The 25,171-nt window shown below is 43.3% G+C and carries 24 protein-coding genes; all 24 read left to right on the forward strand.

The window, feature by feature from the left end; translation table 11 throughout:
* Nucleotides 1–11 precede the first annotated feature (11 nt).
* The 24 genes from ftsZ to pyrE all read left to right on the forward strand — a co-directional run bounded on the left by ftsZ (nucleotide 12) and on the right by pyrE (nucleotide 25,153).
* On the forward strand, nucleotides 12–1,169 hold the full coding sequence (ftsZ, locus tag MKX49_RS06055; protein WP_034313879.1) for a cell division protein FtsZ: 1,158 nt from the start codon (nucleotides 12–14) through the stop codon (nucleotides 1,167–1,169).
* Nucleotides 1,170–1,539: 370 nt separating this feature from the next.
* Complete coding sequence (gene spoIIGA / locus MKX49_RS06060) at nucleotides 1,540–2,466, forward strand: sigma-E processing peptidase SpoIIGA (RefSeq protein WP_034313877.1); 927 nt, start codon at nucleotides 1,540–1,542, stop codon at nucleotides 2,464–2,466.
* A 58-nt stretch (nucleotides 2,467–2,524) separates the two neighbouring features.
* A complete protein-coding gene (sigE, locus tag MKX49_RS06065; protein ID WP_034313874.1) occupies nucleotides 2,525–3,244 on the forward strand; it encodes an RNA polymerase sporulation sigma factor SigE in 720 nt (239 codons plus the stop codon).
* Nucleotides 3,245–3,394: 150 nt separating this feature from the next.
* A complete protein-coding gene (sigG, locus tag MKX49_RS06070; RefSeq protein WP_034313871.1) occupies nucleotides 3,395–4,174 on the forward strand; it encodes an RNA polymerase sporulation sigma factor SigG in 780 nt (259 codons plus the stop codon).
* Between the two features lie 228 nt (nucleotides 4,175–4,402).
* Nucleotides 4,403–4,672 (forward strand): YlmC/YmxH family sporulation protein, encoded by a 270-nt coding sequence (locus MKX49_RS06075; protein ID WP_034313870.1) that lies wholly within the window; start codon nucleotides 4,403–4,405, stop codon nucleotides 4,670–4,672.
* Between the two features lie 55 nt (nucleotides 4,673–4,727).
* Nucleotides 4,728–5,555, forward strand: a complete 828-nt coding sequence (gene pgeF, locus MKX49_RS06080; protein WP_048684601.1) for a peptidoglycan editing factor PgeF — start codon at nucleotides 4,728–4,730, stop codon at nucleotides 5,553–5,555.
* Between the two features lie 2 nt (nucleotides 5,556–5,557).
* Complete coding sequence (locus MKX49_RS06085) at nucleotides 5,558–6,229, forward strand: YggS family pyridoxal phosphate-dependent enzyme (protein ID WP_340875668.1); 672 nt, start codon at nucleotides 5,558–5,560, stop codon at nucleotides 6,227–6,229.
* A gap of 21 nt (nucleotides 6,230–6,250) precedes the next feature.
* Entirely contained in the window at nucleotides 6,251–6,715 is a 465-nt protein-coding gene (locus tag MKX49_RS06090; protein ID WP_034313864.1) for a cell division protein SepF, read from the forward strand.
* Between the two features lie 6 nt (nucleotides 6,716–6,721).
* On the forward strand, nucleotides 6,722–6,988 hold the full coding sequence (locus MKX49_RS06095) for a YggT family protein (RefSeq protein WP_034313862.1): 267 nt from the start codon (nucleotides 6,722–6,724) through the stop codon (nucleotides 6,986–6,988).
* A gap of 134 nt (nucleotides 6,989–7,122) precedes the next feature.
* On the forward strand, nucleotides 7,123–7,896 hold the full coding sequence (locus MKX49_RS06100; RefSeq protein WP_048684605.1) for a YlmH family RNA-binding protein: 774 nt from the start codon (nucleotides 7,123–7,125) through the stop codon (nucleotides 7,894–7,896).
* Nucleotides 7,897–7,981: 85 nt separating this feature from the next.
* Nucleotides 7,982–8,497, forward strand: a complete 516-nt coding sequence (locus tag MKX49_RS06105) for a DivIVA domain-containing protein (protein WP_034313857.1) — start codon at nucleotides 7,982–7,984, stop codon at nucleotides 8,495–8,497.
* 394 nt (nucleotides 8,498–8,891) lie between these two features.
* Nucleotides 8,892–11,660 (forward strand): isoleucine--tRNA ligase, encoded by a 2,769-nt coding sequence (gene ileS, locus MKX49_RS06110; RefSeq protein WP_340878484.1) that lies wholly within the window; start codon nucleotides 8,892–8,894, stop codon nucleotides 11,658–11,660.
* Nucleotides 11,661–11,866: 206 nt separating this feature from the next.
* Nucleotides 11,867–12,337, forward strand: coding sequence for a signal peptidase II (lspA, locus tag MKX49_RS06115; RefSeq protein WP_034313851.1), 471 nt, complete (start codon nucleotides 11,867–11,869; stop codon nucleotides 12,335–12,337).
* Nucleotides 12,330–13,247 carry an RluA family pseudouridine synthase gene (locus MKX49_RS06120; RefSeq protein WP_034313849.1) on the forward strand — a complete coding sequence of 306 codons (918 nt, stop codon included), beginning with the start codon at nucleotides 12,330–12,332 and terminating at the stop codon, nucleotides 13,245–13,247. Before lspA ends, MKX49_RS06120 begins: the two co-directional genes overlap by 8 nt.
* 196 nt (nucleotides 13,248–13,443) lie before the next feature.
* Nucleotides 13,444–13,986 carry a bifunctional pyr operon transcriptional regulator/uracil phosphoribosyltransferase PyrR gene (gene pyrR / locus MKX49_RS06125; RefSeq protein ID WP_048684666.1) on the forward strand — a complete coding sequence of 181 codons (543 nt, stop codon included), beginning with the start codon at nucleotides 13,444–13,446 and terminating at the stop codon, nucleotides 13,984–13,986.
* A gap of 176 nt (nucleotides 13,987–14,162) precedes the next feature.
* Nucleotides 14,163–15,452: a solute carrier family 23 protein gene (locus tag MKX49_RS06130; RefSeq protein WP_081088559.1), complete on the forward strand. Its 1,290-nt coding sequence runs from the start codon at nucleotides 14,163–14,165 to the stop codon at nucleotides 15,450–15,452.
* A 197-nt stretch (nucleotides 15,453–15,649) separates the two neighbouring features.
* Nucleotides 15,650–16,585 carry an aspartate carbamoyltransferase catalytic subunit gene (locus MKX49_RS06135; RefSeq protein ID WP_323599229.1) on the forward strand — a complete coding sequence of 312 codons (936 nt, stop codon included), beginning with the start codon at nucleotides 15,650–15,652 and terminating at the stop codon, nucleotides 16,583–16,585.
* Nucleotides 16,548–17,834: a dihydroorotase gene (locus MKX49_RS06140; RefSeq protein ID WP_340875675.1), complete on the forward strand. Its 1,287-nt coding sequence runs from the start codon at nucleotides 16,548–16,550 to the stop codon at nucleotides 17,832–17,834. The genes MKX49_RS06135 and MKX49_RS06140 overlap by 38 nt, the downstream gene beginning before the upstream one ends.
* The gene (locus MKX49_RS06145) at nucleotides 17,831–18,937 is read left to right on the forward strand and encodes a carbamoyl phosphate synthase small subunit (protein ID WP_048684617.1); all 1,107 of its coding nucleotides are present in this window, start codon (nucleotides 17,831–17,833) and stop codon (nucleotides 18,935–18,937) included. Before MKX49_RS06140 ends, MKX49_RS06145 begins: the two co-directional genes overlap by 4 nt.
* Nucleotides 18,916–22,122 (forward strand): carbamoyl-phosphate synthase large subunit, encoded by a 3,207-nt coding sequence (gene carB / locus MKX49_RS06150; RefSeq protein ID WP_053534349.1) that lies wholly within the window; start codon nucleotides 18,916–18,918, stop codon nucleotides 22,120–22,122. The genes MKX49_RS06145 and carB overlap by 22 nt, the downstream gene beginning before the upstream one ends.
* Nucleotides 22,119–22,898, forward strand: coding sequence for a dihydroorotate dehydrogenase electron transfer subunit (locus MKX49_RS06155; RefSeq protein ID WP_054396938.1), 780 nt, complete (start codon nucleotides 22,119–22,121; stop codon nucleotides 22,896–22,898). The genes carB and MKX49_RS06155 overlap by 4 nt, the downstream gene beginning before the upstream one ends.
* Complete coding sequence (locus MKX49_RS06160) at nucleotides 22,895–23,836, forward strand: dihydroorotate dehydrogenase (protein WP_063591681.1); 942 nt, start codon at nucleotides 22,895–22,897, stop codon at nucleotides 23,834–23,836. The genes MKX49_RS06155 and MKX49_RS06160 overlap by 4 nt, the downstream gene beginning before the upstream one ends.
* Nucleotides 23,808–24,524: an orotidine-5'-phosphate decarboxylase gene (gene pyrF, locus MKX49_RS06165; RefSeq protein WP_048684626.1), complete on the forward strand. Its 717-nt coding sequence runs from the start codon at nucleotides 23,808–23,810 to the stop codon at nucleotides 24,522–24,524. The genes MKX49_RS06160 and pyrF overlap by 29 nt, the downstream gene beginning before the upstream one ends.
* On the forward strand, nucleotides 24,518–25,153 hold the full coding sequence (gene pyrE / locus MKX49_RS06170; protein WP_034313822.1) for an orotate phosphoribosyltransferase: 636 nt from the start codon (nucleotides 24,518–24,520) through the stop codon (nucleotides 25,151–25,153). The genes pyrF and pyrE overlap by 7 nt, the downstream gene beginning before the upstream one ends.
* Nucleotides 25,154–25,171: the final 18 nt, after the last annotated feature.

The following is a 25,171-nucleotide window of genomic DNA, read 5'->3' on the forward strand; positions in this document are numbered from 1 at the left end:
GGAGGATTGTCATGTTGGAGTTTGATTCTAATCTAGAACAATTAGCAACGATAAAAGTAATAGGTGTTGGCGGCGGCGGAAACAATGCGGTAAACAGAATGATCGAGCATGGTGTACAGGGTGTTGAGTTTATTTCTGTCAATACTGACGCACAGGCTCTTAATCTATCAAAAGCAGAAATCAAAATGCAAATCGGTGGGAAGCTTACACGTGGTTTGGGTGCAGGTGCCAATCCAGAGGTAGGAAAAAAAGCTGCTGAAGAAAGCAAAGAGCAGATTGAAGAAGCGCTTAAAGGTGCCGATATGGTATTCGTAACGGCTGGAATGGGCGGCGGTACGGGAACGGGGGCAGCTCCTGTCATAGCGGGCATTGCTAAAGATCTAGGAGCCCTTACAGTGGGTGTAGTTACACGTCCATTTACTTTCGAAGGCCGAAAACGTGCAACACAGGCACAAGGCGGCATTTCATCCATGAAGGAATCGGTTGACACACTGATCGTCATTCCGAACGACCGCCTCCTTGAAATCGTCGATAAAAGCACGCCAATGCTTGAAGCATTCCGTGAAGCGGATAATGTACTTCGCCAAGGTGTACAAGGGATTTCAGATTTAATTGCTGTTCCAGGTCTTATTAACTTGGACTTTGCCGATGTGAAGACGATCATGTCCAACAAAGGTTCAGCTCTTATGGGAATCGGGATTTCCTCCGGGGAAAACCGTGCGGCGGAAGCGGCGAAAAAAGCCATTTCCAGTCCGTTGCTTGAAACATCGATTGATGGCGCCCAAGGCGTACTGATGAATATTACCGGTGGTACGAACCTAAGTCTTTTTGAAGTCCAGGAAGCGGCAGATATCGTGGCTACAGCATCCGATCAAGACGTCAACATGATTTTTGGTTCTGTTATCAATGAAAACCTTAAAGACGAAATCGTCGTTACGGTAATTGCTACAGGATTTAACGAGGTTGAAGCTTCAATTCGGCCTACTGGACGTCCAACACTCGGACAGCAGCAGCAATCAAGACCTCAGACACAACAAACGCCACAGTCTAACGTGAAGCGTGAAGTGAAGAGGGAAGAAGTCAATGAACAGCCTGCACGTAATGCCAATCAAGGTGATGAGGCTTTGGATATTCCAACATTCCTCCGTAACCGTAACAGACGCCGTTAATACCGACGTTATATGCCGTTCCCATTTGGGGACGGTTTTTTGTCGTTAATAAAATGCATTCCTAGACGGAATTGTGCTGGATGTTGCCTGGGCAGAAGGGAGCTTCCGTCTTTTGTTCACTTCCATTCATTAATGTAAAAAGATGAGAGGGAAATTATTAAACTTTTATAACATAAATCGACAGCAGTAAAAGGGAGCAGGATAGTCTCTAAGACAGTATTGAAAATATCAATAGCTGATTTTCTACAAAAAGGGTAAAAATGACTGAAAAACTCTTAAGTTTTCAGTACAAAAAGTGACACACTTTCTTAGGGCAGGTACGCTATACTTTTTGCTAGTGGAAGGTTAGTTCATATAAGGAGGGGAGGGTGTGACTTTATATTTAGATGTGATCTGGTTATTGAATTGGTTATTTGACTGCCTCCTTTTATATTGGACCGCAATCATTCTCAAACGAAGGGTAGCTCTTTGGCGGGTATGCATCGGCGGATTGATTGGTTCCTTCATTATCGTATTGGCATTCACTCCTTTTTATGCAATTGCCGACCGGGTATACATGAAGATTTTAGTATCCATGGTCATGGTGCTGGCAACCTTTGGGTTTAATAGGTTAAAACTATTCGTGAAATCGGTGGCCACTTTATATTTTGTGACATTTTTATCGGGAGGAATCCTTCTGGGACTTCACTACCTATTTGAATTCCAAATCGTGTCCAAGGACCCTGGTCAATATGCCGGAATCAATCGTTTTGGCGACCCTGTCAGCTGGATATTCGTCATGATCGGGTTCCCGCTCGCATGGCAATTTTCCAAGCGAACACTAGAAGGGATGGAAATGACCAAGCTTACACATGAACAAATGGTTTCGGTCTCGGTTAAAATTTCTGACTTTGAAGGAACGTTTCATGGATTGGTGGATAGCGGCAATCAACTATATGACCCGATTACACGTTCCCCAGTAATGATCATTTCTCTTTCAGGCGCGGAAACAGGAATTCCGAATGATATGCTAGAGCTCTTTAAAAACCCCGATACCCTGATTAGTCAGGAAGTGCAGCCCGAATATTCATGGACAGGAAGAATGCGTGTCATCCCTTATAAAGTCGTAGGTCATGAACATCAGCTGTTAACCGCAATCAAACCGGATTATATTAAAATCGTTCAAGGAGAAAAAGAATTTCATGTCAAGCAGGGTCTCATTTCGTTTACCTTTCAACAACTCTCTCCCGACAATAGCTATCAATCTATCGTTCACCCGAAGATGTTAACCGGCATACCGGTGCAAACTGCCTCCTGAACCATCGATTCACTCTTAAATTTGACCCATAATCCGTTTATTAGAAGGGAGAATTATTTTGAAGAAATTCATTCTTCGGCTTACTTACTTTTGGTACAAACTATTGTTCAAGCTCGGATTGAAAACGGACGAAATATTTTATATAGGAGGGAGTGAGGCACTGCCGCCGCCCCTTTCAAAGGAAGAAGAGGCAATACTGATCAATAAATTACCAAATGGCGATGAAGCTGCACGCTCGATCTTGATTGAACGTAATTTAAGGCTGGTTGTTTATATTGCCAGGAAATTCGAAAATACAGGCATCAACATTGAAGATTTAATCAGCATAGGTACCATAGGTTTGATCAAAGCTGTGAATACATTCAATCCTGAGAAGAAAATAAAACTGGCTACATATGCATCGAGATGCATCGAGAATGAAATATTGATGTATTTACGCAGAAATAACAAGATCCGCTCTGAAGTTTCTTTTGATGAACCTCTGAATATTGATTGGGATGGAAATGAACTTCTGTTATCCGATGTACTGGGAACGGATGATGACATTATCACGAAAGACCTTGAGGCAAACGTTGACCGTAAGTTGCTGACAAAAGCACTTACACAGTTATCGGAACGTGAAAAACAGATAATGGAACTCCGTTTTGGGCTTGCAGGAGGAGAAGAAAAAACCCAAAAGGACGTTGCCGACATGCTGGGCATTTCCCAATCTTACATTTCGCGTTTGGAAAAACGGATTATTAAGAGGCTTCGTAAAGAATTTAATAAAATGGTGTAAAAAAATAAAGTGCTTGAATGTCAATCAAATCAATACTTCGGTAGCTATATTGAAAAATAATCGGGATTTTCTGTTCTAGCCATGTGCATATTTTTTCCTCCCGCGGAAATACTGTTTTTTGTACAGCGCTCCTGTGAGGAGGGAATAATTTTGTCTCGTAATAAGGTTGAAATCTGCGGTGTGGATACATCAAAATTACCGGTTTTAAAGAATGAAGAAATGAGAAAACTCTTTAAAGAACTGCAAGATGGCGATATTTCAGCAAGAGAGAAACTGGTAAACGGGAATCTTCGACTCGTTCTAAGCGTCATTCAACGCTTCAACAATCGGGGAGAGTATGTAGATGATCTATTTCAGGTAGGCTGTATAGGGTTGATGAAGTCGATAGATAACTTTGACCTAGGTCAAAATGTTAAGTTTTCAACGTATGCTGTACCGATGATTATTGGAGAAATCAGAAGATATCTTCGTGATAATAATCCGATTCGGGTATCCCGTTCTTTAAGAGACATCGCTTACAAAGCTTTGCAGGTAAAAGAAAAGCTCATAAGCCAGACCCTTCGTGAGCCGACAGCTGAAGAAATCGCCAAGGTGTTGGAAGTACCTCATGAAGAAATTGTTTTTGCACTAGATGCTATACAAGATCCAGTTTCACTTTTTGAACCGATTTATAATGATGGCGGGGATCCGATTTATGTACTCGACCAACTGAGTGATGAAAAAAATAAAGATAGTACCTGGATTGATGAAATAGCTATAAATGAAGGCATGAGACGGTTGAATGACCGGGAAAAAATGATCCTTCGCAAACGGTTTTTCCAAGGGAAGACGCAAATGGAGGTAGCCGAGGAAATCGGCATTTCACAAGCACAGGTCTCCCGCTTGGAAAAAGCGGCAATCAAGCAAATGAATAAAAATATCCAACAGTAGAAGCTGAGCATGAGAAAAAGTTAGCTGAAGCGGGCAGGGCAAAAATGTCGATACCCGCTTCATAGCTACTTATCCATTGCGGCTTTTTTATTTTGTTGAAAATCCCTTCCGGAAGGGATCGTGAATCGGGGACGTTTATTTATCGTAATCTTCATCCTTGAGCGCATCTTGTCATATACATAGGAATAGGACCTTCATCTATGATGAATTTTTGAGGAGCTGAGTGATGTGACCAGGATTTCAGAATTTCAAATAAAGGATATCGTCAATATAGCGGATGGGAAGAAGTTGGGTAATATGTCAGACCTTGAAATAAATACGGCCACGGGGAAAATAGAGGCCATCGTCGTTTCAAATGGTACCCGATTAATGGGTTTTTTTGGAAGAGAACAAGACATTGTGATTCCATGGCGCAAAATAAAAAAAATCGGTGCGGATGTCATACTTGTTGAACATCAGACGGTATTTCAAGGAGAACTGAAAGATGAACGTTTTTAAAGGTGCATGGCGCAAATATATGATACACTAGACTAAAAATAAAGAGGTTTTTAGCATGAAAGAGCCATTTGTTTTAATAAAAGACCAATATATGCTCATTGACAGCTGGAGACAAAAAAATCTCCAGCTCGTAGCGGGCTTCACCACAAAAAATGGGGGAGTCAGTACAGGTGAATTTCAAACATTGAATACCGGTTTTCATGTCGGGGATAAACTTGGTGATGTCCAGGGAAATCGCAGGATTATAGCCGATAAGCTGATGTATCCGCTTAATGAATGGATAGGGGCCGAGCAGACACATGAAACGAATATCCATCAGGTTACCAGCCGCGATTGCGGGAGAGGTGCTGCGGATTATGATTCAGCCTTTAAAGCGACTGATGGATTCTATACGAAGGACCCAAACGTTCTATTGACCCTTTGCTATGCAGACTGCGTGCCCTTATACTTTCTTGCTCCGGCACATGGTATGATTGGGGTGGCACATGCTGGCTGGAAGGGCACGGTTAATGGGATTGCACGAAAAATGGTTGAGGCATGGCTGAATGAGGGTATAAAAGCAAGTGAGATATTTGCTGTTATTGGACCTTCGATTTGTTCGAAATGCTATGTAGTTGATGATTATGTCATGGATTTAGTGCAGAATTTGCTGGTAGATATTGACGAAAAGCCCTATAATTTAATCAGTGAAGGACAATATCAGTTAGACCTTAAGCAACTTAATGCATTGATTCTTCAAAAATCAGGAATTCCAAATAGTCAGATCGACGTTACATCATACTGTACAAGCTGTGATCATGAATTGTTTTTTTCACATCGCCGTGATAACGGGAAGACAGGCAGATTGATGAGTTTTATCGGTTGGAAGGAGGATTTAGAGTAACAGTGAAAGTAGTGGACAATTTAAAAAACATCGAAGAAAAAATAAATATAGCATGTGAAAATAGTGGTAGGGACCGTGAAGCGATAAAGTTGATCGCAGTGACGAAATATGTTTCGGTCGAGAGGGCGAATGAAGCATTGGAAGCGGGAATACTTGATTTGGGCGAAAACCGTGACGAAGGTCTATTGGCTAAATATGAAGTGCTGAAGGACAAGCCAAACTGGCATTATATTGGTTCCATGCAAACACGCAAAGTTAAGAATGTCATCGATAAAATTTCATATATCCATTCATTGGATCGCATTTCTTTGGCAGAAGAAATTCAAAAACGCGCAAATGAGCCGATAAACTGTTTAGTGCAGGTGAATGTATCTGGTGAGGAATCAAAACATGGTCTGAATCCGGATGCGACTATTGATTTCATCAAAGGGTTATCTGCTTTTGATAAGGTGAATGTTGCAGGATTGATGACGATGGCTCCATTGACTGATGATGAACGGATTTTGCGGGAATGTTTCAGGAAACTGAAAGGCATCCAGGTCGAAGTACAAGCTTTGGAGTTGAAGCATGCCCCCTGTACTGAATTGTCCATGGGTATGTCCAATGATTTCATGATTGCCATTGAGGAAGGCGCTACAATGATCCGGATTGGTACAGCACTTGTAGGCGAATAATTTTAAGGAGGTACGCTAAAGATGTCGTTCGTATCAAAATTTAAATCTTATTTCGCGCTGGATGATGAGTATGAGTACAGGGATGAAGTGGTGGAAGAAGAGGAGGCTGAACCAAAAGTCGTGAAGTCAGCTAAACAGCAGCAGTCCGCTTCTGCAGGGAATAATACCAATCAGAATATCGTAAGTTTGCAAAGCGTACAGAAATCTTCTAAAGTAGTATTATTGGAGCCGCGTGCTTATGCAGAAGCCCAGGAGGTAGCTGATCATTTGAAAAACAGGCGCGCAGTAGTCGTGAACCTTCAACGAATCCAGCATGACCAAGGAAAGCGAATCATCGATTTTCTAAGTGGGACTGTCTATGCAATCAGCGGGGATATCCAAAAAATCGGAACAGATATATTCTTATGTACCCCGGACAACGTCGATGTTTCCGGTAATATTACCGGCTTCGCCGCCGAAGAGGAGTACGAAGAAGCGAGGTGGTAATGGTTAATGGGTCTAGTGCTTCAGGGTTTATATTATTTAATTGAAATTTATTCAATGGCATTAATCGTTTACATATTGATGTCATGGTTCCCCAATGCAAGGGAGACATCAATCGGTCAATTTTTGGAAAAAATTTGCGAACCGTATTTAGAACCGTTCAGAAAGTTCATTCCGCCACTTGGCATGATTGATCTTTCACCTCTTGTGGCCTTGCTGGTTCTTAATTTTGCCAGCGGTTATGGAATTTATTACTTACAGACATTAATTGGATGATCAACAATTAACCTGACATGCATATTACTACACAGTCGGAACATTTCCGCTGTGTAGTTGCAACGCCAGAATGAGTTCAATCAATTCCTTATGATCGACCATTAATTTGATAACTAAGGAGCATTTATTCAATCATGAGTATTTATCAGCATTTCAGGCCGGAGGAAAAAGATTTTATCGACCAGGCTATGAATTGGATTGATCAAGTTAAACATTCCTACGCTCCGAAACTATCTGATTTTCTTGATCCGCGTCAGCAGGAAATCCTTACTTCCTTAATAGGGAATGATCCGGAAGCGAAACTGCAATTCAATGGCGGGAGCGATTTCGTAGAGCGAAAACGTGTGCTCATTTTCCCTGATTATTACTCTCCTGAACCATCTGATTTCAATATCTCCTTATACGATATCTCCTATCCAAAAAAATTTGTAACGCTTGAACATAGGCAAATACTTGGAACCTTGATGTCACTAGGGGTAAAACGTGAAAAATTTGGTGATATAATAGTGACGGAAGAGCATATTCAATTTATAGCTGCCGAAGAGATGGATTCATATCTCACTGGGAATCTGGAGAAAATAGGGAATGCTTCCGTTTCCATCAAACGGCTTCCAATCGAGAATATCGTCCAAGTTAAGGAAAAATGGGAAGAGCAAGTAACCACCGTCAGTTCTCTTAGGCTTGACAGTGTGCTATCGGCCGTCCTGAATTTGTCCCGTCAAAAAACCCAGTCCTTGATAACGTCAGGAAAAGTAAAGGTGAATTTCAAGCAAACGGAAAACGTCTCGGAAGAATGCCGTGAGGGTGACACACTTTCCATCAGAGGTTTTGGAAGATGTAAAATAACTTCAATCGATGGGAAAACCAAGAAGGATAAGTGGAGAATCTCGTTAGGCAGACAAAAATAATTCAAGAAAAAGCAGGAATCATAAATTTATTGTCGAATATAGAGTTTTAACATACTAGAGTAGAAACCGTTCTGGAGGTGCCGTAATGCCCTTAACCCCGATAGATATACATAACAAGGAATTTAACAAAGTATTTCGAGGGTATGATGAAGATGAAGTAAATGAATTTCTCGACCAGGTCATTAAAGATTATGAACTGATTTTGAGGGAGAAGAAGGAACTTGAAGATAAACTGAACGAGACTTTCGATCGTTTGGGACATTTTACGACAATTGAGGGTACACTTAACAAGTCGATTATTGTCGCTCAGGAAGCAGCCGAAGAATTAAGGCGCAATGCCCAAAAAGAAGCGAAACTGATCATAAAGGAAGCAGAGAAAAATGCTGACAGGATCGTAAATGAGTCACTTGTGAAAGCAAGGAAAATAGCGATGGATATTGAAGATTTGAAAAAACAATCCAAAGTATTCCGGACACGTTTCAAAATGCTTGTCGGTGCACAGCTGGATTTGCTGGACAATGACGATTGGGACCATCTTCTGGATTATGAAGTGGATGCGACTGAAATAGAATTAAATGAGAGAGTGGAAGAGGAAATTTAAACGATTCCTTGACTTTGAACACTTTTTTCGCATATAATTTTTTAACAATACAATTCATTATGAAATTAGACGATGACAGGGAAAGTAAATTCTTCACACACTTATTTTTAGCGAACCGGGGATGGTGAAAGCCCGGAATAAGCGAAGATATTGAAGATCACCCTTGAGTTCTGAGTTGAACCTGCTTTTGCAGTAAGTAAATGAAGCGTTTCATTCACGTTACGAATGCTCGAGAGGTTGGATTCACTTCGTGAATCTTTCTAGCCAGGGTGGTACCGCGGGAAGCAAAGCTTTCTCGTCCCTTTTTTAGGGATGAGAGGGCTTTTTATTTTGGCCGGATATCAAGTCATCGGTTCGAATGAATTTTTTTAAAAGACGGATGGAGGATTTTATGATGGAATACAAAGATACCTTATTGATGCCTAAAACTGAATTTCCAATGCGGGGGAATTTGCCGAAGCGTGAACCGGAAATCCAAGAAAAATGGAAAGAAATGAACATCTATAAAAAAGTGCAAGAACAAACGGAAGGACGTCCTTTATTCATTTTGCATGATGGACCTCCATATGCCAACGGCGATATCCACATGGGCCATGCAATGAATAAGGTTTTAAAGGATTTTATTGTCCGATTTAAATCGATGAGCGGTTTTCAAGCACCGTATGTACCTGGCTGGGATACACATGGGCTTCCAATCGAAACGGCATTGACGAAAAAAGGCGTGAAACGGAAAGAAATGAGCGTTGCCGAATTCAGAAAGCTTTGTGAAGAGTATGCTTATGGCCAGATTGACAATCAACGTGAGCAGTTTAAGAGAATAGGGGTCCGTGGTGATTGGGAAAATCCTTATATCACATTGAAGCCTGAATATGAAGCACAGCAAATCAAGGTATTCGGTGAAATGGCGAAAAAAGGCTACATTTATAAAGGGAAAAAACCTGTTTACTGGTCCCCTTCAAGTGAATCAGCGCTAGCCGAAGCTGAAATCGAATATCAAGACAAACGCTCTGCTTCGATCTATGTTGCTTTTGAAGTCACAGATGGCAAAGGTGTAATTGATGAAGGCGTCAAGATCATCATCTGGACGACAACTCCATGGACGATTCCGGCTAATCTTGGTATCTCATTGCATCCGCAATTAAATTATGTAGTAGTGGCTGTCGAAAATGAAAAATTCTTAATTGCTGAGGCACTGCTTGAATCGGTTACGGAAACATTAGGCTGGGAAAACCCGTCCATCCATAAAACAGTAAAAGGGAGCGAGTTGGACCGTGCTGTTGCCAAACATCCTCTTTATGACCGTGAATCTTTAGTGATGTTAGGTGAGCACGTAACGACTGAAGCTGGAACGGGCTGTGTTCATACTGCGCCAGGTCATGGTGAAGATGACTTTATCATTGGGCAAAAATATGGCTTGGACGTACTTTGTCCTGTAGATGAAAAAGGGGTCATGACGGAAGAAGCAGGGGAATTTGCCGGATTATTTTATGATCAAGCGAATAAACCGATTACCGAAAAATTAACTGAAGCAGGCGCGTTATTGAACTTGACGTTCATCACGCACTCTTATCCACATGACTGGCGGACGAAGAAGCCAACGATCTTCCGTGCAACAGCACAATGGTTCGCGTCAATCAAGGACTTCCGCAATGAACTTCTGGAAGCGATTGAAGAAACGAAATGGGTACCGGCTTGGGGCGAAACGCGCCTATTCAATATGGTCCGTGACCGTGGGGATTGGTGTATTTCCCGCCAACGCGCTTGGGGCGTGCCAATTCCAGTGTTTTATGGAGAAAATGGCGAGCCGATCATTACGGATGAAACCATCGACCATATTTCAAACCTATTCCGCGAACACGGTTCAAACATCTGGTTTGAGCGTGAAGCGAAAGATCTTCTGCCTGAGGGCTATACACATGAAGGCAGCCCGAATGGTATCTTCACGAAAGAAACGGATATCATGGACGTATGGTTCGATTCCGGTTCTTCTCATCAAGCGGTACTTGAAGAAAGAGACGACTTGCAACGCCCTGCTGACCTTTATTTAGAAGGGTCCGATCAATATCGCGGCTGGTTTAACTCATCACTTTCAACGAGCGTTGCCGTTACAGGCAAAGCACCATATAAAGGTGTACTTAGCCACGGGTTCGCATTGGATGGCGAAGGCCGTAAAATGAGTAAGTCGATTGGGAATGTTGTACTGCCATCCAAGGTCATGAACCAACTGGGTGCAGATATCTTACGCCTTTGGGTAGCTTCGGTGGATTACCAATCGGATGTCAGGGTTTCCGATCCTATTTTAAAACAAGTTTCGGAAGTTTACCGTAAGATTCGTAATACTTTCCGCTTCCTGTTGGGGAACTTGGATGGATTCAATCCTAAGACCGATAAAGTGGCTGTTCAAGAATTGCCTGAAGTCGATCGATACATGCTGGTTAAATTAAATAAACTGATCAAACAGTCGAAGCTAAGTTATGAAAATTATGAGTTTGCTACCATTTATAATATGGTCAATAATTTCTGTACACAGGATTTAAGTTCGTTCTACCTTGATTATGCAAAAGACATTCTTTATTGTGAAGCACCAAATGGGAAAGAGCGTATGGCCATTCAAACGGTCCTTTACGAATCATTGGTCAGCTTGACTAAATTGGTATCACCGATCCTCTCTCATACAGCTGATGAAGTATGGGCGTTCATTCCGGGTGTAACGGAAGAAAGTGTACAGTTGACATTGATGCCTGAAGAAATTTCCATTGATGATGCTGAAGTCATTGAAGCAAAATGGACGGCGTTCATGGATGTCCGTGATAATGTTCTGAAAGCATTGGAAGAAGCCCGTAACCAGAAGGTCATCGGAAAATCACTGAATGCTAAAGTGACGGTATATGTTAATGAAGAAACGAAAAACCTGCTTGATGGCATCAAGGAAAGCTTTGAACAGCTATTCATCGTATCTGAATTTGAAATCGCTGGAGATGTGGCAAGTGCCCCAGCCGAAGCGGTTAAACTTGAGGATATAGCAATCCTTGTTACAAAAGCAGAAGGTGAAACGTGTGAACGTTGCTGGAATGTTTCGAAGGAAGTAGGTCAAGTGGAGGATCATCCAACACTTTGCCCGCGTTGTGCTACAGTCGTGAAAGAACATTACGTGAATCAATAATTCCTGCAAAAAAGCCGGTCCCTATATGAAGGGCCGGCTTTTTTGTGTGAATGAAAGCTAAAACCCCAATCGGGAATTTTGCCTTTGTCCAATCTTCCGATATTCTTAAGGAACAGTTAGCGGACTTCTGTTTTTCGGATTAGTCATTATTTCTAGTTTATGCTACAATTCAAAAGTGAAGATTTGATTAGTTTGGGGGAAAAAATGTGTTTTATTATTTGATTGCCCTTTTGGTCATAGCTCTCGATCAGCTGACAAAATGGATGATTGTGAAAAAAATGGAGTACGGAGAAAGCATTGAAATTATTGAAAACCTTCTATATATCACCTCGCATCGTAATCGTGGGGCAGCATGGGGAATTCTACAAGGTCAAATGTGGTTTTTCTACATCATCACCATCGCTGTCATTATTGGACTTGTCTATTATATTCAGAAAATGGCGAAGGAAAGCATTTTACTCGGAGTTGCACTTGGTCTCATGCTAGGCGGTGCGATTGGTAATTTCATCGATCGTGTTGCTCGTCAGGAAGTAGTGGATTTCGTTCATACCTATATTTTCAGCTATAGTTTCCCGGTATTTAATGTTGCTGATGCTGCGCTTTCAATTGGTGTCGGACTGCTCGTGATTCATATGTTTTTAGAAGAAAAAAACGCTAAGGAGAAAGATAATGGATAAAAGGTTATACAGCATCGATGAAACACTAAAAGGAGTTAGGATTGATAAGGCCCTTTCCACTTTAAATGAGGAATGGTCTCGCACGCAAGTCCAGCAATGGATCAAGGAAGATCACGTTTTGGTAAATGGCGCGGTTATTAAGACGAATTACAAAGCCGTTCCTGGCGATACAATCGAAGTGACGATTCCAGAACTTGAGGAATTGGATGCGGTAGCAGAGGAAATGGATTTGGATATCTATTATGAAGATGCAGATGTACTCGTGGTTAATAAACCGAGCGGTATGGTCGTCCATCCGGCACCGGGACATGTATCTGGCACGCTTGTAAATGGATTGATGGCTCACTGCAAGGATCTTTCTGGAATCAACGGTGTCATGCGTCCTGGAATCGTCCATCGGATCGACAAAGATACATCAGGGCTATTGATGGTTGCCAAAAATGATATGGCACATGAGAAACTGGTACAGCAGCTCGTTGACAAAACGGTTACCCGTAAGTATCAAGCTGTAGTTCATGGTGTGATCCCTCATGATTTTGGAACGATCGATGCACCGATCGGCCGCGATAAAAAAGATCGCCAAAGCATGACTGTCACAGATTCGAATGCCAAAAATGCCGTCACGCATTTCCGTGTCATCGAACGCTTCAAAGATTTCACTTTGGTGGAATGCCAGCTTGAAACAGGAAGGACACATCAAATCCGTGTTCATATGAAATACATTGGCTTCCCACTGGCGGGAGATCCGAAATATGGTCCGAAAAAGACCCTGAAATTGGATGGACAAGCGTTACACGCCGGTCTTCTAGGTTTCATTCATCCACGAACAAATGAGTATATGGAATTCGAAGCGCCGATTCCGGAGGAGTTTGAAAATCTAATTAATCAATTACGTAGAAGTAAGGATTGACAAATTCATTTTTTTGATATATTATAATAACAACTTAATAAGAACCTTTAACACAGTTCAGAGAGACTGAGAAGGAAACGGATACGCAAAGTGGGATAATTATGCCCATGGCGATAAAATCCTCATGCCTTCTTGGCATGAGGATTTTTTTGTTGAAATTGACTTATCAGAAAAAAGAATCGGGGTGGCCGACGTGTTGAATGAGAAAGCCATAGTACTTGATGAGCAGGCCATTAGCAGAGCCTTGACGAGGATTGCCCATGAAATCATTGAGAAAAATAAGGGGATTGAGGATTGCGTCTTAATCGGGATACGTACACGCGGGATTTTCCTCGCTGACCGACTTGCAAAGCGCATCAATCAAATAGAAGGCAAGGAAATAGAGCTGGGTGAACTGGATATTACACTTTATCGCGACGACCTTTCGAAAAAGACCAATGATGGGGAACCCATCGTAAAAGGTTCGGACATTCCGGTCAATATCACTGACAAGAAAGTGATTTTAGTGGATGATGTTCTTTTCACAGGCAGAACCGTTAGAGCGGCAATGGATGCTCTGGTGGATTTGGGAAGACCTTCGCAGATCCAGCTTGCCGTATTAGTGGATAGGGGACATAGGGAACTGCCGATTCGCGCGGATTTCGTCGGTAAAAACGTTCCGACTTCCCAATCTGAAAAAATTACAGTTACTTTAACAGAAGTAGATCAAGTAGATCAAGTTACTATATTAGAAAACTAAACACCATGAAAATTTCATATTACCCTTTTAAAGACAGTCCAGAGAGGCTGGCAAAGGGGAGTCAATCAGAAGAGCTATGCCCATGTATAGGCATTTACCTTCTGAGAAACCCTCTTTGTATACTGCAAAGAGGGTTTTTACAGTTTTGATGGAATTTTCATGAGGGGGATACGGAAATGGAAGAAATGAAAAGGGACATCGTACTGGATGTCGAGGACGTGCCAAAGGCTGGACAGTGGATTACGTTAAGCATCCAGCATTTGTTCGCCATGTTCGGCGCAACGGTGCTGGTGCCATTCCTGGTAGGTTTAAGCCCGGCGGTAGCACTGGTTTCAAGCGGGTTGGGAACACTTTCGTACTTATTGATAACGAAAGGTCAGATACCAGCTTATCTCGGTTCATCTTTCGCTTTCATTACGCCAATCATCGCGGCTAAGGCTTTGGGAGGTCCGGAAGCGGCCATGATCGGCTGTTTTGCGGCAGGGTTCATATATGGGATTGTAGCTTTGATCATCCAAAAAGTCGGTTTAAGCTGGTTAATGAATATACTTCCTCCGGTTGTGGTTGGTCCGGTGATTATCGTAATCGGATTAAGCCTTGCCGGAACGGCAGTGGACATGGCAATGTATGATCCGCAAGATAAATACAGCGTCACTTATATAATTATAGCGCTGATCACTTTAGCGGTAACAATCATCTGCAACGTATTCTTTAAGGGATTCATTAACTTGATCCCCATTTTAATGGGAATCCTAGTGGGCTACGGCTGTTCGGCTGTAGCAGGTATAATAGATTATGAACCAATCAAGGCAGCAAAATGGTGGGAAATGCCTGAATTCATGTTTCCGTATGTAACCTATACACCGACCTTCTCATGGGAAGTCATTGCCATCATGGTACCGGTTGCCATCGTAACTTTATCAGAACATATCGGTCACCAGATGGTACTGAGCAAAGTAGTCGGCAGAAACTTTTTGGAAAAGCCAGGTTTGCATCGCTCGATTTTAGGAGATGGCGCAGGAATCATGATTGGGTCCTTCATCGGTGGGCCGCCGCTGACTTCGTATGGTGAAAATATTGGGGTCCTGACCATGACGAAGGCGTACAGTGTCTATATCATCGGAGGGGCAGCATTGACTGCAATCATCTTTGGCTTTAACGGTAAGATTTCAGCAGTCATCAGCTCGATACCTACAGCTGTGATGGGCGGCATTTCCATCTTGCTCTTCGGTATCATCGCCTCAAGTGGATTGAGGATGCTAATTGATAATAAGGTCGACTTTGACAAGAAAAGAAACCTGATGATAGCTTCAGTCATCCTGGTGTTAGGAATCGGAGGAGCGTTCGTACAACTATCGGAAACGGTATCGCTTTCCGGAATGGCACTTTCAGCCATCGTAGGAATCCTTCTTAACTTGATTCTTCCTGACCGGGAAAAAATATCCGGAGATATATTTGGAAAATAAGATATTGCATCAAAACAATAGATCACCTTTTAAAAGAAGTCCAGAGAGGCTTAAAAGGGTGTTGCTGTAAAGATGAATGAGAACGGAGAAAAGTGTAAACCATTCCGTGTCCTCACAATCTTTATGACCTACACCCTGTCCTTAATGGCGGGGTGTTTTTTATGCCCCGCATCACAAATGTGAGAGGAGCAGGATCGATGAAAAAATTATTGACCATGAATGAATTGACAATAAGTGAGATTGAAGGGATTTTACATGAGGCAGAGTGTTTTGCCAACGGAACCAACTGGATTCCAAAGCAACTGACCACAGTTGCCAATCTCTTCTTTGAACCAAGTACCCGTACAAAATCAAGCTTTGAAATGGCTGAAAGAAAATTGGGACTTGAGGTCATTCCTTTTGATGCGGGTACATCATCCGTGTTAAAAGGCGAAACCTTATATGACACAGTTAAAACGTTAGAAGCGATAGGTGTAAATGCCTTGATCATCCGTCATGAACAGGATAATTATTTTGACGAATTGAATGAGAAGATCGGGATTCCAATAATCAATGCAGGGGATGGCTGCGGAAATCACCCAACCCAATCATTACTGGACTTATTGACGATTAAACAAGAGTTTAAAAGTTTCAAAGGTCTGAAGATTGCGATAATCGGTGATGTAAGGCATAGTCGGGTTGCGAAATCGAATGCAGAAGCACTGACTCGTTTAGGAGCGAATGTCGTATTTTCGGGTCCGCCTGAATGGTTTGACAGAACAAACAGTTTAGGAAGGTATGAAGACATCGATCATGCGGTAGCTACATCGGATGTGGTCATGCTGCTCAGAATACAGCATGAAAGGCATATTGATAAATACGATCAGGCAAATGGAGATTACCTGGAAAAATTCGGCCTGACCAAACAACGTGAAAAAAATATGAAACCGGATGCGATCATCATGCATCCTGCACCAATAAACCGCGGTGTTGAAATAGACAGTGATTTAGTCGAATGCAGCCGCTCGAGAATTTTTAAACAAATGGAAAATGGCGTGTTCATTAGAATGGCCGTATTAAAAAATGTGCTTGAACAAACCGAAGGGGGAAACATCCATGAAAACAGTAATCAAAAATGGAGTATTGCTAGATAATCAAAACTCATTCAAAAAAGCGGACATTGAGATAGAAGGCAAGGTCATCACAAAGATCGGCGAGGACTTGGCGACGGAAAATTGTAACGTAGTTGACGCTGGAGGATTACTGATTACACCTGGGCTTGTTGACCTGCATGTCCATTTACGCGAACCGGGCGGTGAACATAAGGAAACAATCGCAAGCGGAACGCTTGCAGCGGCAAGAGGCGGTTTCACTACGGTAGCGGCGATGCCTAATACTAGGCCAGTTCCTGATACAGTGGAGAACCTAGAAGCGCTTAACAGGAAAATTGAAGAAACGGCTCATGTCAGGGTACTCCCATATGCATCCATTACGATTAGGGAAGCTGGCAAGGAGCTGACCGACTTTGCTTCACTAAAACAAACGGGTGCTTTCGCCTTTACAGACGATGGCGTAGGAATTCAAGAAGCCGGGATGATGCTGGAAGCGATGAAACGGGCAGCAGCTCAAGATATGGCCATTGTTGCTCATTGTGAAGACAATAGCTTAATCAATAAAGGCTCCGTCCATGAAGGAAGATTCTCAAAAGAACAGGGGATCAATGGAATTCCGTCGGTATGTGAAGCTGTACATATCGCCCGGGATATCCTTCTTGCCGAAGCGGCAGACTGCCATTATCACGTGTGCCATATATCCACTAAGGAATCGGTAAGGACGGTAAGGGATGCAAAGCGTGCAGGTATCCGCGTCACCGCCGAAGTAACACCGCATCACTTATTATTGTGTGAAGATGATATACCGGGACTTGATACGAATTATAAAATGAACCCGCCATTAAGGGGCCGTGAAGATCGGGACGCGTTGATTGAAGGGCTGCTTGATGGAACCATCGATTTTATAGCAACAGACCATGCCCCGCATGCGGCAGAGGAAAAGGCGCAGGGAATGCAGCTGGCTCCTTTCGGAATCGTAGGATTGGAAACGGCCTTCCCGCTGCTTTACACCGAATTGGTTAAAAAGGGCGTCATAACATTAAAGCAATTGATCGATTTCATGACAATCAAACCATCCGAAAGCTTCTCCCTTCCTTATGGAGAGCTAAAAGAAGGTGCTACTGCGGATATCGTACTCATCGATTTGGAAACGGAAAAAGAAATCAATGCTGAAGAGTTTGCTTCAAAAGGGAAAAATACACCTTTTAATGAAAAGAAATGTTATGGCTGGCCAGTCATGACGATTGCAGAAGGAAAAATAGCTTGGGAAAAAGGACGTGTTCAAGGATGAAAAGACAGCTAATTTTAGAAGATGGGACAGTATTCCTTGGGGAAGCATTCGGCGGGGACGTAGAAAAAATAGGTGAAGTCGTTTTTAACACAGGAATGACCGGTTACCAAGAGATTCTATCCGATCCATCGTATTGCGGTCAAATCGTTACACTTACGTATCCATTAATCGGGAACTACGGGATAAACCGCGATGACTTTGAATCCATCAACCCAGCCATAGCAGGATTCGTCGTTAAGGAAACAGCAGAACTTCCTTCCAACTGGCGAAACCAATTATCACTAGATGAATATCTGAAAATGAAGAACATACCTGGAATAAGCGGAATCGATACGAGAAAGCTGACAAGAATCATCAGGAAATCAGGTGCACTAAAAGGGGCGCTTTGCAATATCAATAAAGATGCAAGTGAAGTGGTTTCCCAATTGAAGGCAACAGTGATTCCTTCTAATCAGGTAAAACAGGTTTCAACAAAAGCACCTTATTCCAGCCCGGGCAGAGGCCCGCGGGTTGTTCTTGTAGACTACGGCATGAAGCATGGGATTTTACGTGAGTTGACGAAGCGCGGCTGTGATGTCGTGGTTGTACCTTATAACGTCACGGCCGAAGAAGTGATGCAATACCATCCGGATGGCGTGATGCTTTCAAACGGCCCTGGAGATCCGAAAAGTGTTCATGAGACGCTCGAAATGATCCGTACAATCCAAACGCAAGTACCGTTATTCGGAATCTGTTTAGGACATCAATTATTCGCACTTGCAAACGGGGCGGATACGGCAAAATTAAAATTCGGCCATCGAGGTTCGAATCATCCAGTTAGGGACCTTCGTACCGGAAAGGTATCCATCACATCTCAAAATCATGGATATACAGTTGAAGAACTTTCCATTGAAAGTACAGATCTTATTGTGACACATACAGCATTGAATGACGATACGATTGAAGGTCTGCGCCATAAAAAGTATCCAGCTTTCACCGTACAATATCACCCGGAAGCATCACCAGGTCCGGAAGATGCCAACTACTTATTCAATGAATTCTTACAAATGATTGAAGCTGCAACCAACAAGGGGGAAAAAACATGCCAAAACGCAATGATATAAAAAGCATCCTAGTAATTGGTTCCGGTCCGATCGTCATCGGACAGGCCGCCGAGTTCGATTATGCAGGAACCCAAGCGTGTATAGCCTTAAAAGAAGAAGGCTATCGAGTGATCCTGATTAACTCTAACCCTGCGACAATCATGACAGACACTGAAATGGCTGACGCGGTTTATATCGAACCGATCACATTGGAATTTGTCAGCAAAATCATTCGTAAAGAGCGCCCGGATGCACTGTTACCTACCTTGGGCGGACAGACTGGCTTGAACATGGCAGTTGAGCTTGCCGAATCAGGAATCCTGGAAGAATGCAATGTCCAAATTCTTGGGACCAAACTTTCGGCTATCCAACAAGCGGAAGACCGTGACCTTTTCCGTACGCTAATGAACGATCTGGGGGAACCAGTGCCTGACAGCGACATTATTCATAACCTGGAAGAAGCTTATACATTCGTTGAACGAGTCGGCTATCCGGTCATTGTTCGTCCAGCCTTCACGCTTGGCGGAACAGGCGGTGGGATTTGTGATAACGAAGAGCAGCTTATCGAGATCGTTGAGGGTGGCCTGAAAAGCAGCCCGGTTCACCAATGTCTGCTTGAGAAGAGCATTGCCGGTTTCAAAGAAGTGGAATATGAAGTGATGCGTGATTCCAATGATAATGCAATAGTTGTTTGTAATATGGAAAACTTCGATCCTGTCGGTGTCCATACAGGCGATTCAATCGTTGCGGCACCAAGCCAAACATTAAGTGACAGAGAGTATCAAATGCTTCGAAATACGTCTTTGAAGATTATCCGCGCCTTGAAAATTGAAGGTGGATGTAATGTTCAGCTTGCGCTAGATCCAAACAGCTATCAATATTATGTCATTGAAGTGAACCCAAGGGTCAGCCGTTCTTCGGCACTTGCTTCAAAAGCGACTGGGTATCCAATTGCAAAGCTAGCAGCAAAGATAGCCGTTGGTTTGACGCTCGATGAAATGATGAACCCTGTCACTGGCAAAACCTATGCCAGCTTTGAACCGGCACTGGACTATGTCGTTACGAAAATTCCGCGCTGGCCTTTCGATAAGTTCGAAAGCGCCAACCGTAGGCTCGGTACCCAAATGAAAGCGACCGGAGAAGTCATGGCAATCGGCCGTACATTCGAGGAATCAATCTTAAAAGCTGTGCGTTCCCTTGAAGCGGGTATATTCCATCTTAATTTGAATGACGAGTTTGAGGATGGAAAGATAGAGAAACGGATCAGAAAAGCCGGAGATGAACGGTTATTCTATATCGGTGAAGCGTTAAGAAGGGGAAAAACGATCGAAACCATCCACGAATGGAGCCAGATCGATTTATTCTTCTTGCATAAGTTGAAAAAGATAATCGACTTTGAAAAGCAGCTTAAAGAACATTCTTTTGATTGTGAAGTATTGCAAAAGGCTAAAGAACTAGGGTTTTCTGACAAAACGATCGCAGAAATATGGGGAGTTCCCGAAATTGATGTCTATGAATACCGGAAACAGCAAGGAATCATCCCTGTTTACAAAATGGTTGATACATGTGCTGCCGAATTCGAATCGGAAACTCCGTATTTTTATGGGACATACGAAGATGAGAATGAATCCATCGTCACTGACAAGAAAAGTGTCATTGTTCTGGGATCAGGCCCAATTCGGATCGGGCAAGGAGTAGAGTTTGATTATGCGACCGTACACTCGGTATGGGCCATTAAGGAAGCGGGATATGAAGCGATCATCATCAACAACAATCCCGAAACAGTTTCGACGGATTTCAGTATCTCCGACAAACTTTATTTCGAACCATTGACTATTGAAGATGTCATGCATGTCATCGATTTGGAAAAACCGGAAGGGGTCATCGTACAGTTTGGCGGACAGACAGCAATCAACCTTGCAGATGGTCTTGTTGAAAGAGGAGTGAAAATCCTTGGTACTTCACTTGAAGACCTGGATAGGGCGGAAAATCGAAATAAATTTGAAAAAGCACTTAAGGATTTAGGCATCCCTCAGCCAAAGGGCAAAACTGCAACATCGGTTGATGAAGCGATCATCATCGCTGAAGATATCGGGTACCCGGTTTTAGTAAGGCCATCGTATGTCCTCGGAGGAAGAGCGATGGAAATCGTCTATAAACAAGAAGAATTGCTGCATTACATGAAAAATGCCGTGAAAATAAATCCGGATCATCCTGTCCTGATAGACCGCTACTTAACGGGTAAGGAAATCGAAGTGGATGGTATTTCCGATGGAGAAACGGTCGTTATCCCTGGGATCATGGAGCATATTGAGCGCGCCGGCGTCCATTCAGGTGACTCGATTGCAGTCTATCCGCCACAAAACTTAACCGAAAAACAAAAAGAAGTAATCATTGATTATACGACCCGATTGGCAAAAGGCTTGAATATAATTGGTCTCTTGAACATTCAATATGTCATCAGCAATGAAGAAGTGTATGTGATTGAAGTAAATCCACGTTCCAGCCGAACCGTTCCATTCTTAAGTAAAATTACGAATGTGCCGATGGCTAACTTAGCCACGAAGGTCATCTTGGGCCACACGCTTGAAAGCCAAGGTTACAAATCGGGGTTAGTGCCAGAACAAACTGGGGTCTATGTGAAAGTGCCGGTCTTCTCATTTGCGAAATTAAGAGGTGTGGACATCTCACTCGGACCTGAAATGAAATCGACCGGTGAAGTAATGGGGAAAGATAGCACCCTTGAAAAAGCTTTATATAAAGGGCTGGTCGCTTCCGGTTTCAAGATCAAGGGGCATGGTTCGGTGTTATTGACGATATCGGATAAAGATAAGCAAGAAGCGCTGCTTTTAGCAAGGCGTTTCCATAATATCGGCTTCAAGCTGATAGCCACCAGCGGAACTGCTGCCCTATTGGAGCAATCAGGAATCCCGACTGCAATTGTCGGGAAAATTGGCGAAGAAGGTACAAACCTGCTGGATGTCATCCGGAACGGGGAAGCGCAATTTGTCATAAATACTTTGACAAAAGGTAAGCAGCCGGCACGGGATGGTTTCAGAATCCGACGTGAATCGGTTGAAAATGGAGTGACATGCCTAACATCACTTGATACGGCAGAAGCCATTTTAAGAGTGATAGAATCCATGACCTTCTCGGCAGAAGCAATGGGAAAAACGGAAAAAAGTCGTGAGGTGAGCTATATATGATCAAGAAGGAAAGAATGAAGGTGTTAAATCATAAGGAACTGGCCCCATCCATCTTTGAACTTACCCTGCAAGGTGAATTGGTTTCAGAGATGAATCAACCAGGCCAGTTTGTCCAAGTCAAGACAACAGAAGGCACTGAGCCATTGTTAAGACGCCCGATTTCGATTTCTTCTTACAACAGCAGTGAAAAACAGTTCACGATGATATACCGGGCTGAAGGTAAAGGAACGACACTGTTATCGCAGCGTAAAGAGGCGGAAGCGGTCGATATCCTTGGACCCCTTGGCAACGGATTTCCCGTTCATGAGGCTAAACAGGGTGAAACGGCATTATTGGTTGGCGGCGGGATTGGTGTCCCGCCCCTGTATCAATTATCACAAATGTTGGTTGCGAAAGGTGTTACGGTAATCCATGTATTGGGCTTCCAAACCAAGTCAGCCATCTTTTACGAAAAAGAATTCAGTGAATTAGGTGATACCTATATTGCCACGGTGGATGGTTCATACGGGACAAAAGGATTTGTTACAACTGTAATAGACAATCTGGAGCAAGAGTTTGCAACGATCTTTTCATGCGGGCCTACACCAATGTTAAGAGCCTTGGAATCGGGCTATCGTGAGAAAAAGCTTTTCCTGTCCCTTGAGGAAAGGATGGGATGCGGCATCGGTGCATGCTTTGCTTGCGTGTGTCATACAGGGGATGACCCAACTGGTTTCAGTTATAAAAAGGTTTGCAGCGATGGACCCGTATTCCGGGCAGGAGAGGTGGTATTATGAGCAGGCTTTCAGTTGAATTACCAGGATTACACTTGAAAAACCCGGTCATGCCAGCATCTGGGTGCTTTGGATTTGGCCGTGAATACAGTCAATTTTTCGACTTGGATATTCTTGGGGCGATCATGATCAAAGCGACCACTCCTGAGCCGAGGTTCGGCAACCCAACTCCGCGTGTTGCGGAAACCTCTTCGGGAATGCTGAACGCCATCGGTCTGCAGAATCCAGGCTTGGAAAAGGTCATCAGTGAAGAACTGGCCTGGCTAAGTAGGTATGATGTTCCCATCATTGCCAACGTTGCAGGTTCGCAAATAGATGACTATGTAAAAGTTGCCAGTGAAATAAGCAAGGCGGGGAATGTGAAAGCACTTGAATTGAATATCTCTTGTCCGAACGTAAAAGAAGGAGGCATAGCTTTCGGTACGGTACCGGAAGTTGCCAAAGAGGTAACCAAGGCGGTAAAGGAAGTATCTTCCGTCCCAGTCTATGTGAAGCTTTCACCGAATGTCAGTAATATTGTGGATATGGCCAAAGCAGTTGAAGATGGCGGGGCCGACGGGTTGACAATGATAAATACATTAGTCGGCATGCGATTGGATTTAAAAACGGGCAAACCGATCCTTTCTAACAGAACGGGTGGATTATCTGGTCCTGCAATAAAACCTGTAGCGCTCCGGATGATTTATGAGGTTAGCCAGCAAGTTTCTATTCCAATAATCGGAATGGGCGGCATCGCTACGGCGGAAGACGTCATTGAATTTTTCTATGCGGGTGCCAGTGCTGTTGCGGTGGGAACCGCGAACTTCGTGGATCCCTTTGTATGCCCGACCATCATCGAAGAATTACCGAAATTGTTGGATGAGCTGGGATTTGACCATATTTCAGAATGTACCGGAAGGAGCTGGAAGCAAAATGAAACAGTCACTAATAATCGCTCTTGATTTCCCTGACCTCCTTCAAACGGAGACATTCCTAAAACAGTTCCATTCGGAAAAACTGGCTGTAAAAGTGGGGATGGAATTATTTTATCAGAATGGTCCATCAATCGTTTCTTTCGTAAAGGAGCAAGGTCACGATGTGTTTTTGGACTTGAAGCTTCATGATATTCCAAACACCGTTAAAATGGCCATGACCGGATTGGCAGCTTTAGGCGCTGACATGGTCAATGTACATGCAGCAGGTGGACAAAAGATGATGGAAGCAGCCATGGAAGGCCTGGATAAGGGTACGTCCGCTGGTAAAAAACGACCATTATGCATTGGGGTTACCCAACTGACGAGCACGTCACAAGAACAAATGAATGCTGAGCAAAACATTGCCGGATCTCTGGAAGATTCGGTCCTCCATTATGCAAACCTTACTAGACAGGCAGGATTGGATGGCGTCGTCTGTTCTACCCATGAAGTAAAGAACATACATGAACGCATCGGTCATGAATTCTTGACCGTCACACCAGGAATCCGAAGTGCAGGTGGACAGACGCATGATCAAAAGAGAATTGCCACGCCTGAACAAGCTAGGGATTTTGGAGCGGATGCCATCGTTGTAGGGAGAGCCATAACGGGGGCGGCAGATCCATTAAGGGCGTATTTGGATATGAAAGCAGCTTGGGAGGGAATATCATGTTAAATAATAAGATAGCTGAACATCTATTGGAAATAAAAGCAGTGTACCTACAGCCGAATGACCCCTTTACTTGGGCATCTGGAATTAAATCACCCATTTATTGTGACAATCGCTTAACCCTTTCATACCCAGAGGTTCGCAATGAAATAGCGGAAGGATTGAAAGGTTTGATTGAACAGCATTTCCCTGAGGCTGAACTGATTGCAGGCACAGCAACTGCCGGCATTCCGCATGCAGCTTGGGTGAGTGAAAAATTAAATGCACCGATGTGCTATGTTCGATCCAAAGCCAAGGAGCACGGAAAGGGCAATCAAATCGAAGGCCGCGCAGTTCCAGGACAAAAAGTGGTGGTTGTAGAAGACTTGATTTCAACCGGCGGAAGTGTGATTACTGCTGTTAATGCGCTGAAAGAGGCTGGATGTGATGTTCTAGGAGTCGTTTCGATCTTTACTTACGAATTGGAAAAGGGAAAAGAAAAATTCGAAGCTGAGGGCATTATTAACCATTCGTTGAGTGACTACTCTACTTTGATAAAAGTCGCTAATGATAAAGGGTACATCACGGCAGAAGAATTGGAAAAGCTAAAAAAATGGCGGGAGAATCCGGCTGATACAGCTTGGATTTCGGCATGAAAATAGAGGAGGCCCAAT

It is taken from the genome of Peribacillus sp. FSL M8-0224, from assembly GCF_038003055.1.
Taxonomy (GTDB): domain Bacteria; phylum Bacillota; class Bacilli; order Bacillales; family DSM-1321; genus Peribacillus; species Peribacillus frigoritolerans.

Bases quoted from the DNA above. Each gene is read 5' to 3' on its own strand.
- carB (WP_053534349.1), top strand. From the start codon at position 18,916: ATGCCAAAACGCAATGATATAAAAAGCATCCTAGTAATTGGTTCCGGT.
- MKX49_RS06090 (WP_034313864.1), top strand. From the start codon at position 6,251: ATGTCGTTCGTATCAAAATTTAAATCTTATTTCGCGCTGGATGATGAG.
- MKX49_RS06105 (WP_034313857.1), top strand. From the start codon at position 7,982: ATGCCCTTAACCCCGATAGATATACATAACAAGGAATTTAACAAAGTA.
- MKX49_RS06140 (WP_340875675.1), top strand. From the start codon at position 16,548: ATGAAAACAGTAATCAAAAATGGAGTATTGCTAGATAATCAAAACTCA.
- MKX49_RS06100 (WP_048684605.1), top strand. From the start codon at position 7,123: ATGAGTATTTATCAGCATTTCAGGCCGGAGGAAAAAGATTTTATCGAC.
- MKX49_RS06135 (WP_323599229.1), top strand. From the start codon at position 15,650: ATGAAAAAATTATTGACCATGAATGAATTGACAATAAGTGAGATTGAA.
- pyrE (WP_034313822.1), top strand. From the start codon at position 24,518: ATGTTAAATAATAAGATAGCTGAACATCTATTGGAAATAAAAGCAGTG.
- MKX49_RS06160 (WP_063591681.1), top strand. From the start codon at position 22,895: ATGAGCAGGCTTTCAGTTGAATTACCAGGATTACACTTGAAAAACCCG.
- MKX49_RS06130 (WP_081088559.1), top strand. From the start codon at position 14,163: ATGGAAGAAATGAAAAGGGACATCGTACTGGATGTCGAGGACGTGCCA.
- pyrF (WP_048684626.1), top strand. From the start codon at position 23,808: ATGAAACAGTCACTAATAATCGCTCTTGATTTCCCTGACCTCCTTCAA.
- MKX49_RS06120 (WP_034313849.1), top strand. From the start codon at position 12,330: ATGGATAAAAGGTTATACAGCATCGATGAAACACTAAAAGGAGTTAGG.
- MKX49_RS06095 (WP_034313862.1), top strand. From the start codon at position 6,722: ATGGGTCTAGTGCTTCAGGGTTTATATTATTTAATTGAAATTTATTCA.
- ileS (WP_340878484.1), top strand. From the start codon at position 8,892: ATGGAATACAAAGATACCTTATTGATGCCTAAAACTGAATTTCCAATG.
- pgeF (WP_048684601.1), top strand. From the start codon at position 4,728: ATGAAAGAGCCATTTGTTTTAATAAAAGACCAATATATGCTCATTGAC.
- MKX49_RS06145 (WP_048684617.1), top strand. From the start codon at position 17,831: ATGAAAAGACAGCTAATTTTAGAAGATGGGACAGTATTCCTTGGGGAA.
- MKX49_RS06155 (WP_054396938.1), top strand. From the start codon at position 22,119: ATGATCAAGAAGGAAAGAATGAAGGTGTTAAATCATAAGGAACTGGCC.
- ftsZ (WP_034313879.1), top strand. From the start codon at position 12: ATGTTGGAGTTTGATTCTAATCTAGAACAATTAGCAACGATAAAAGTA.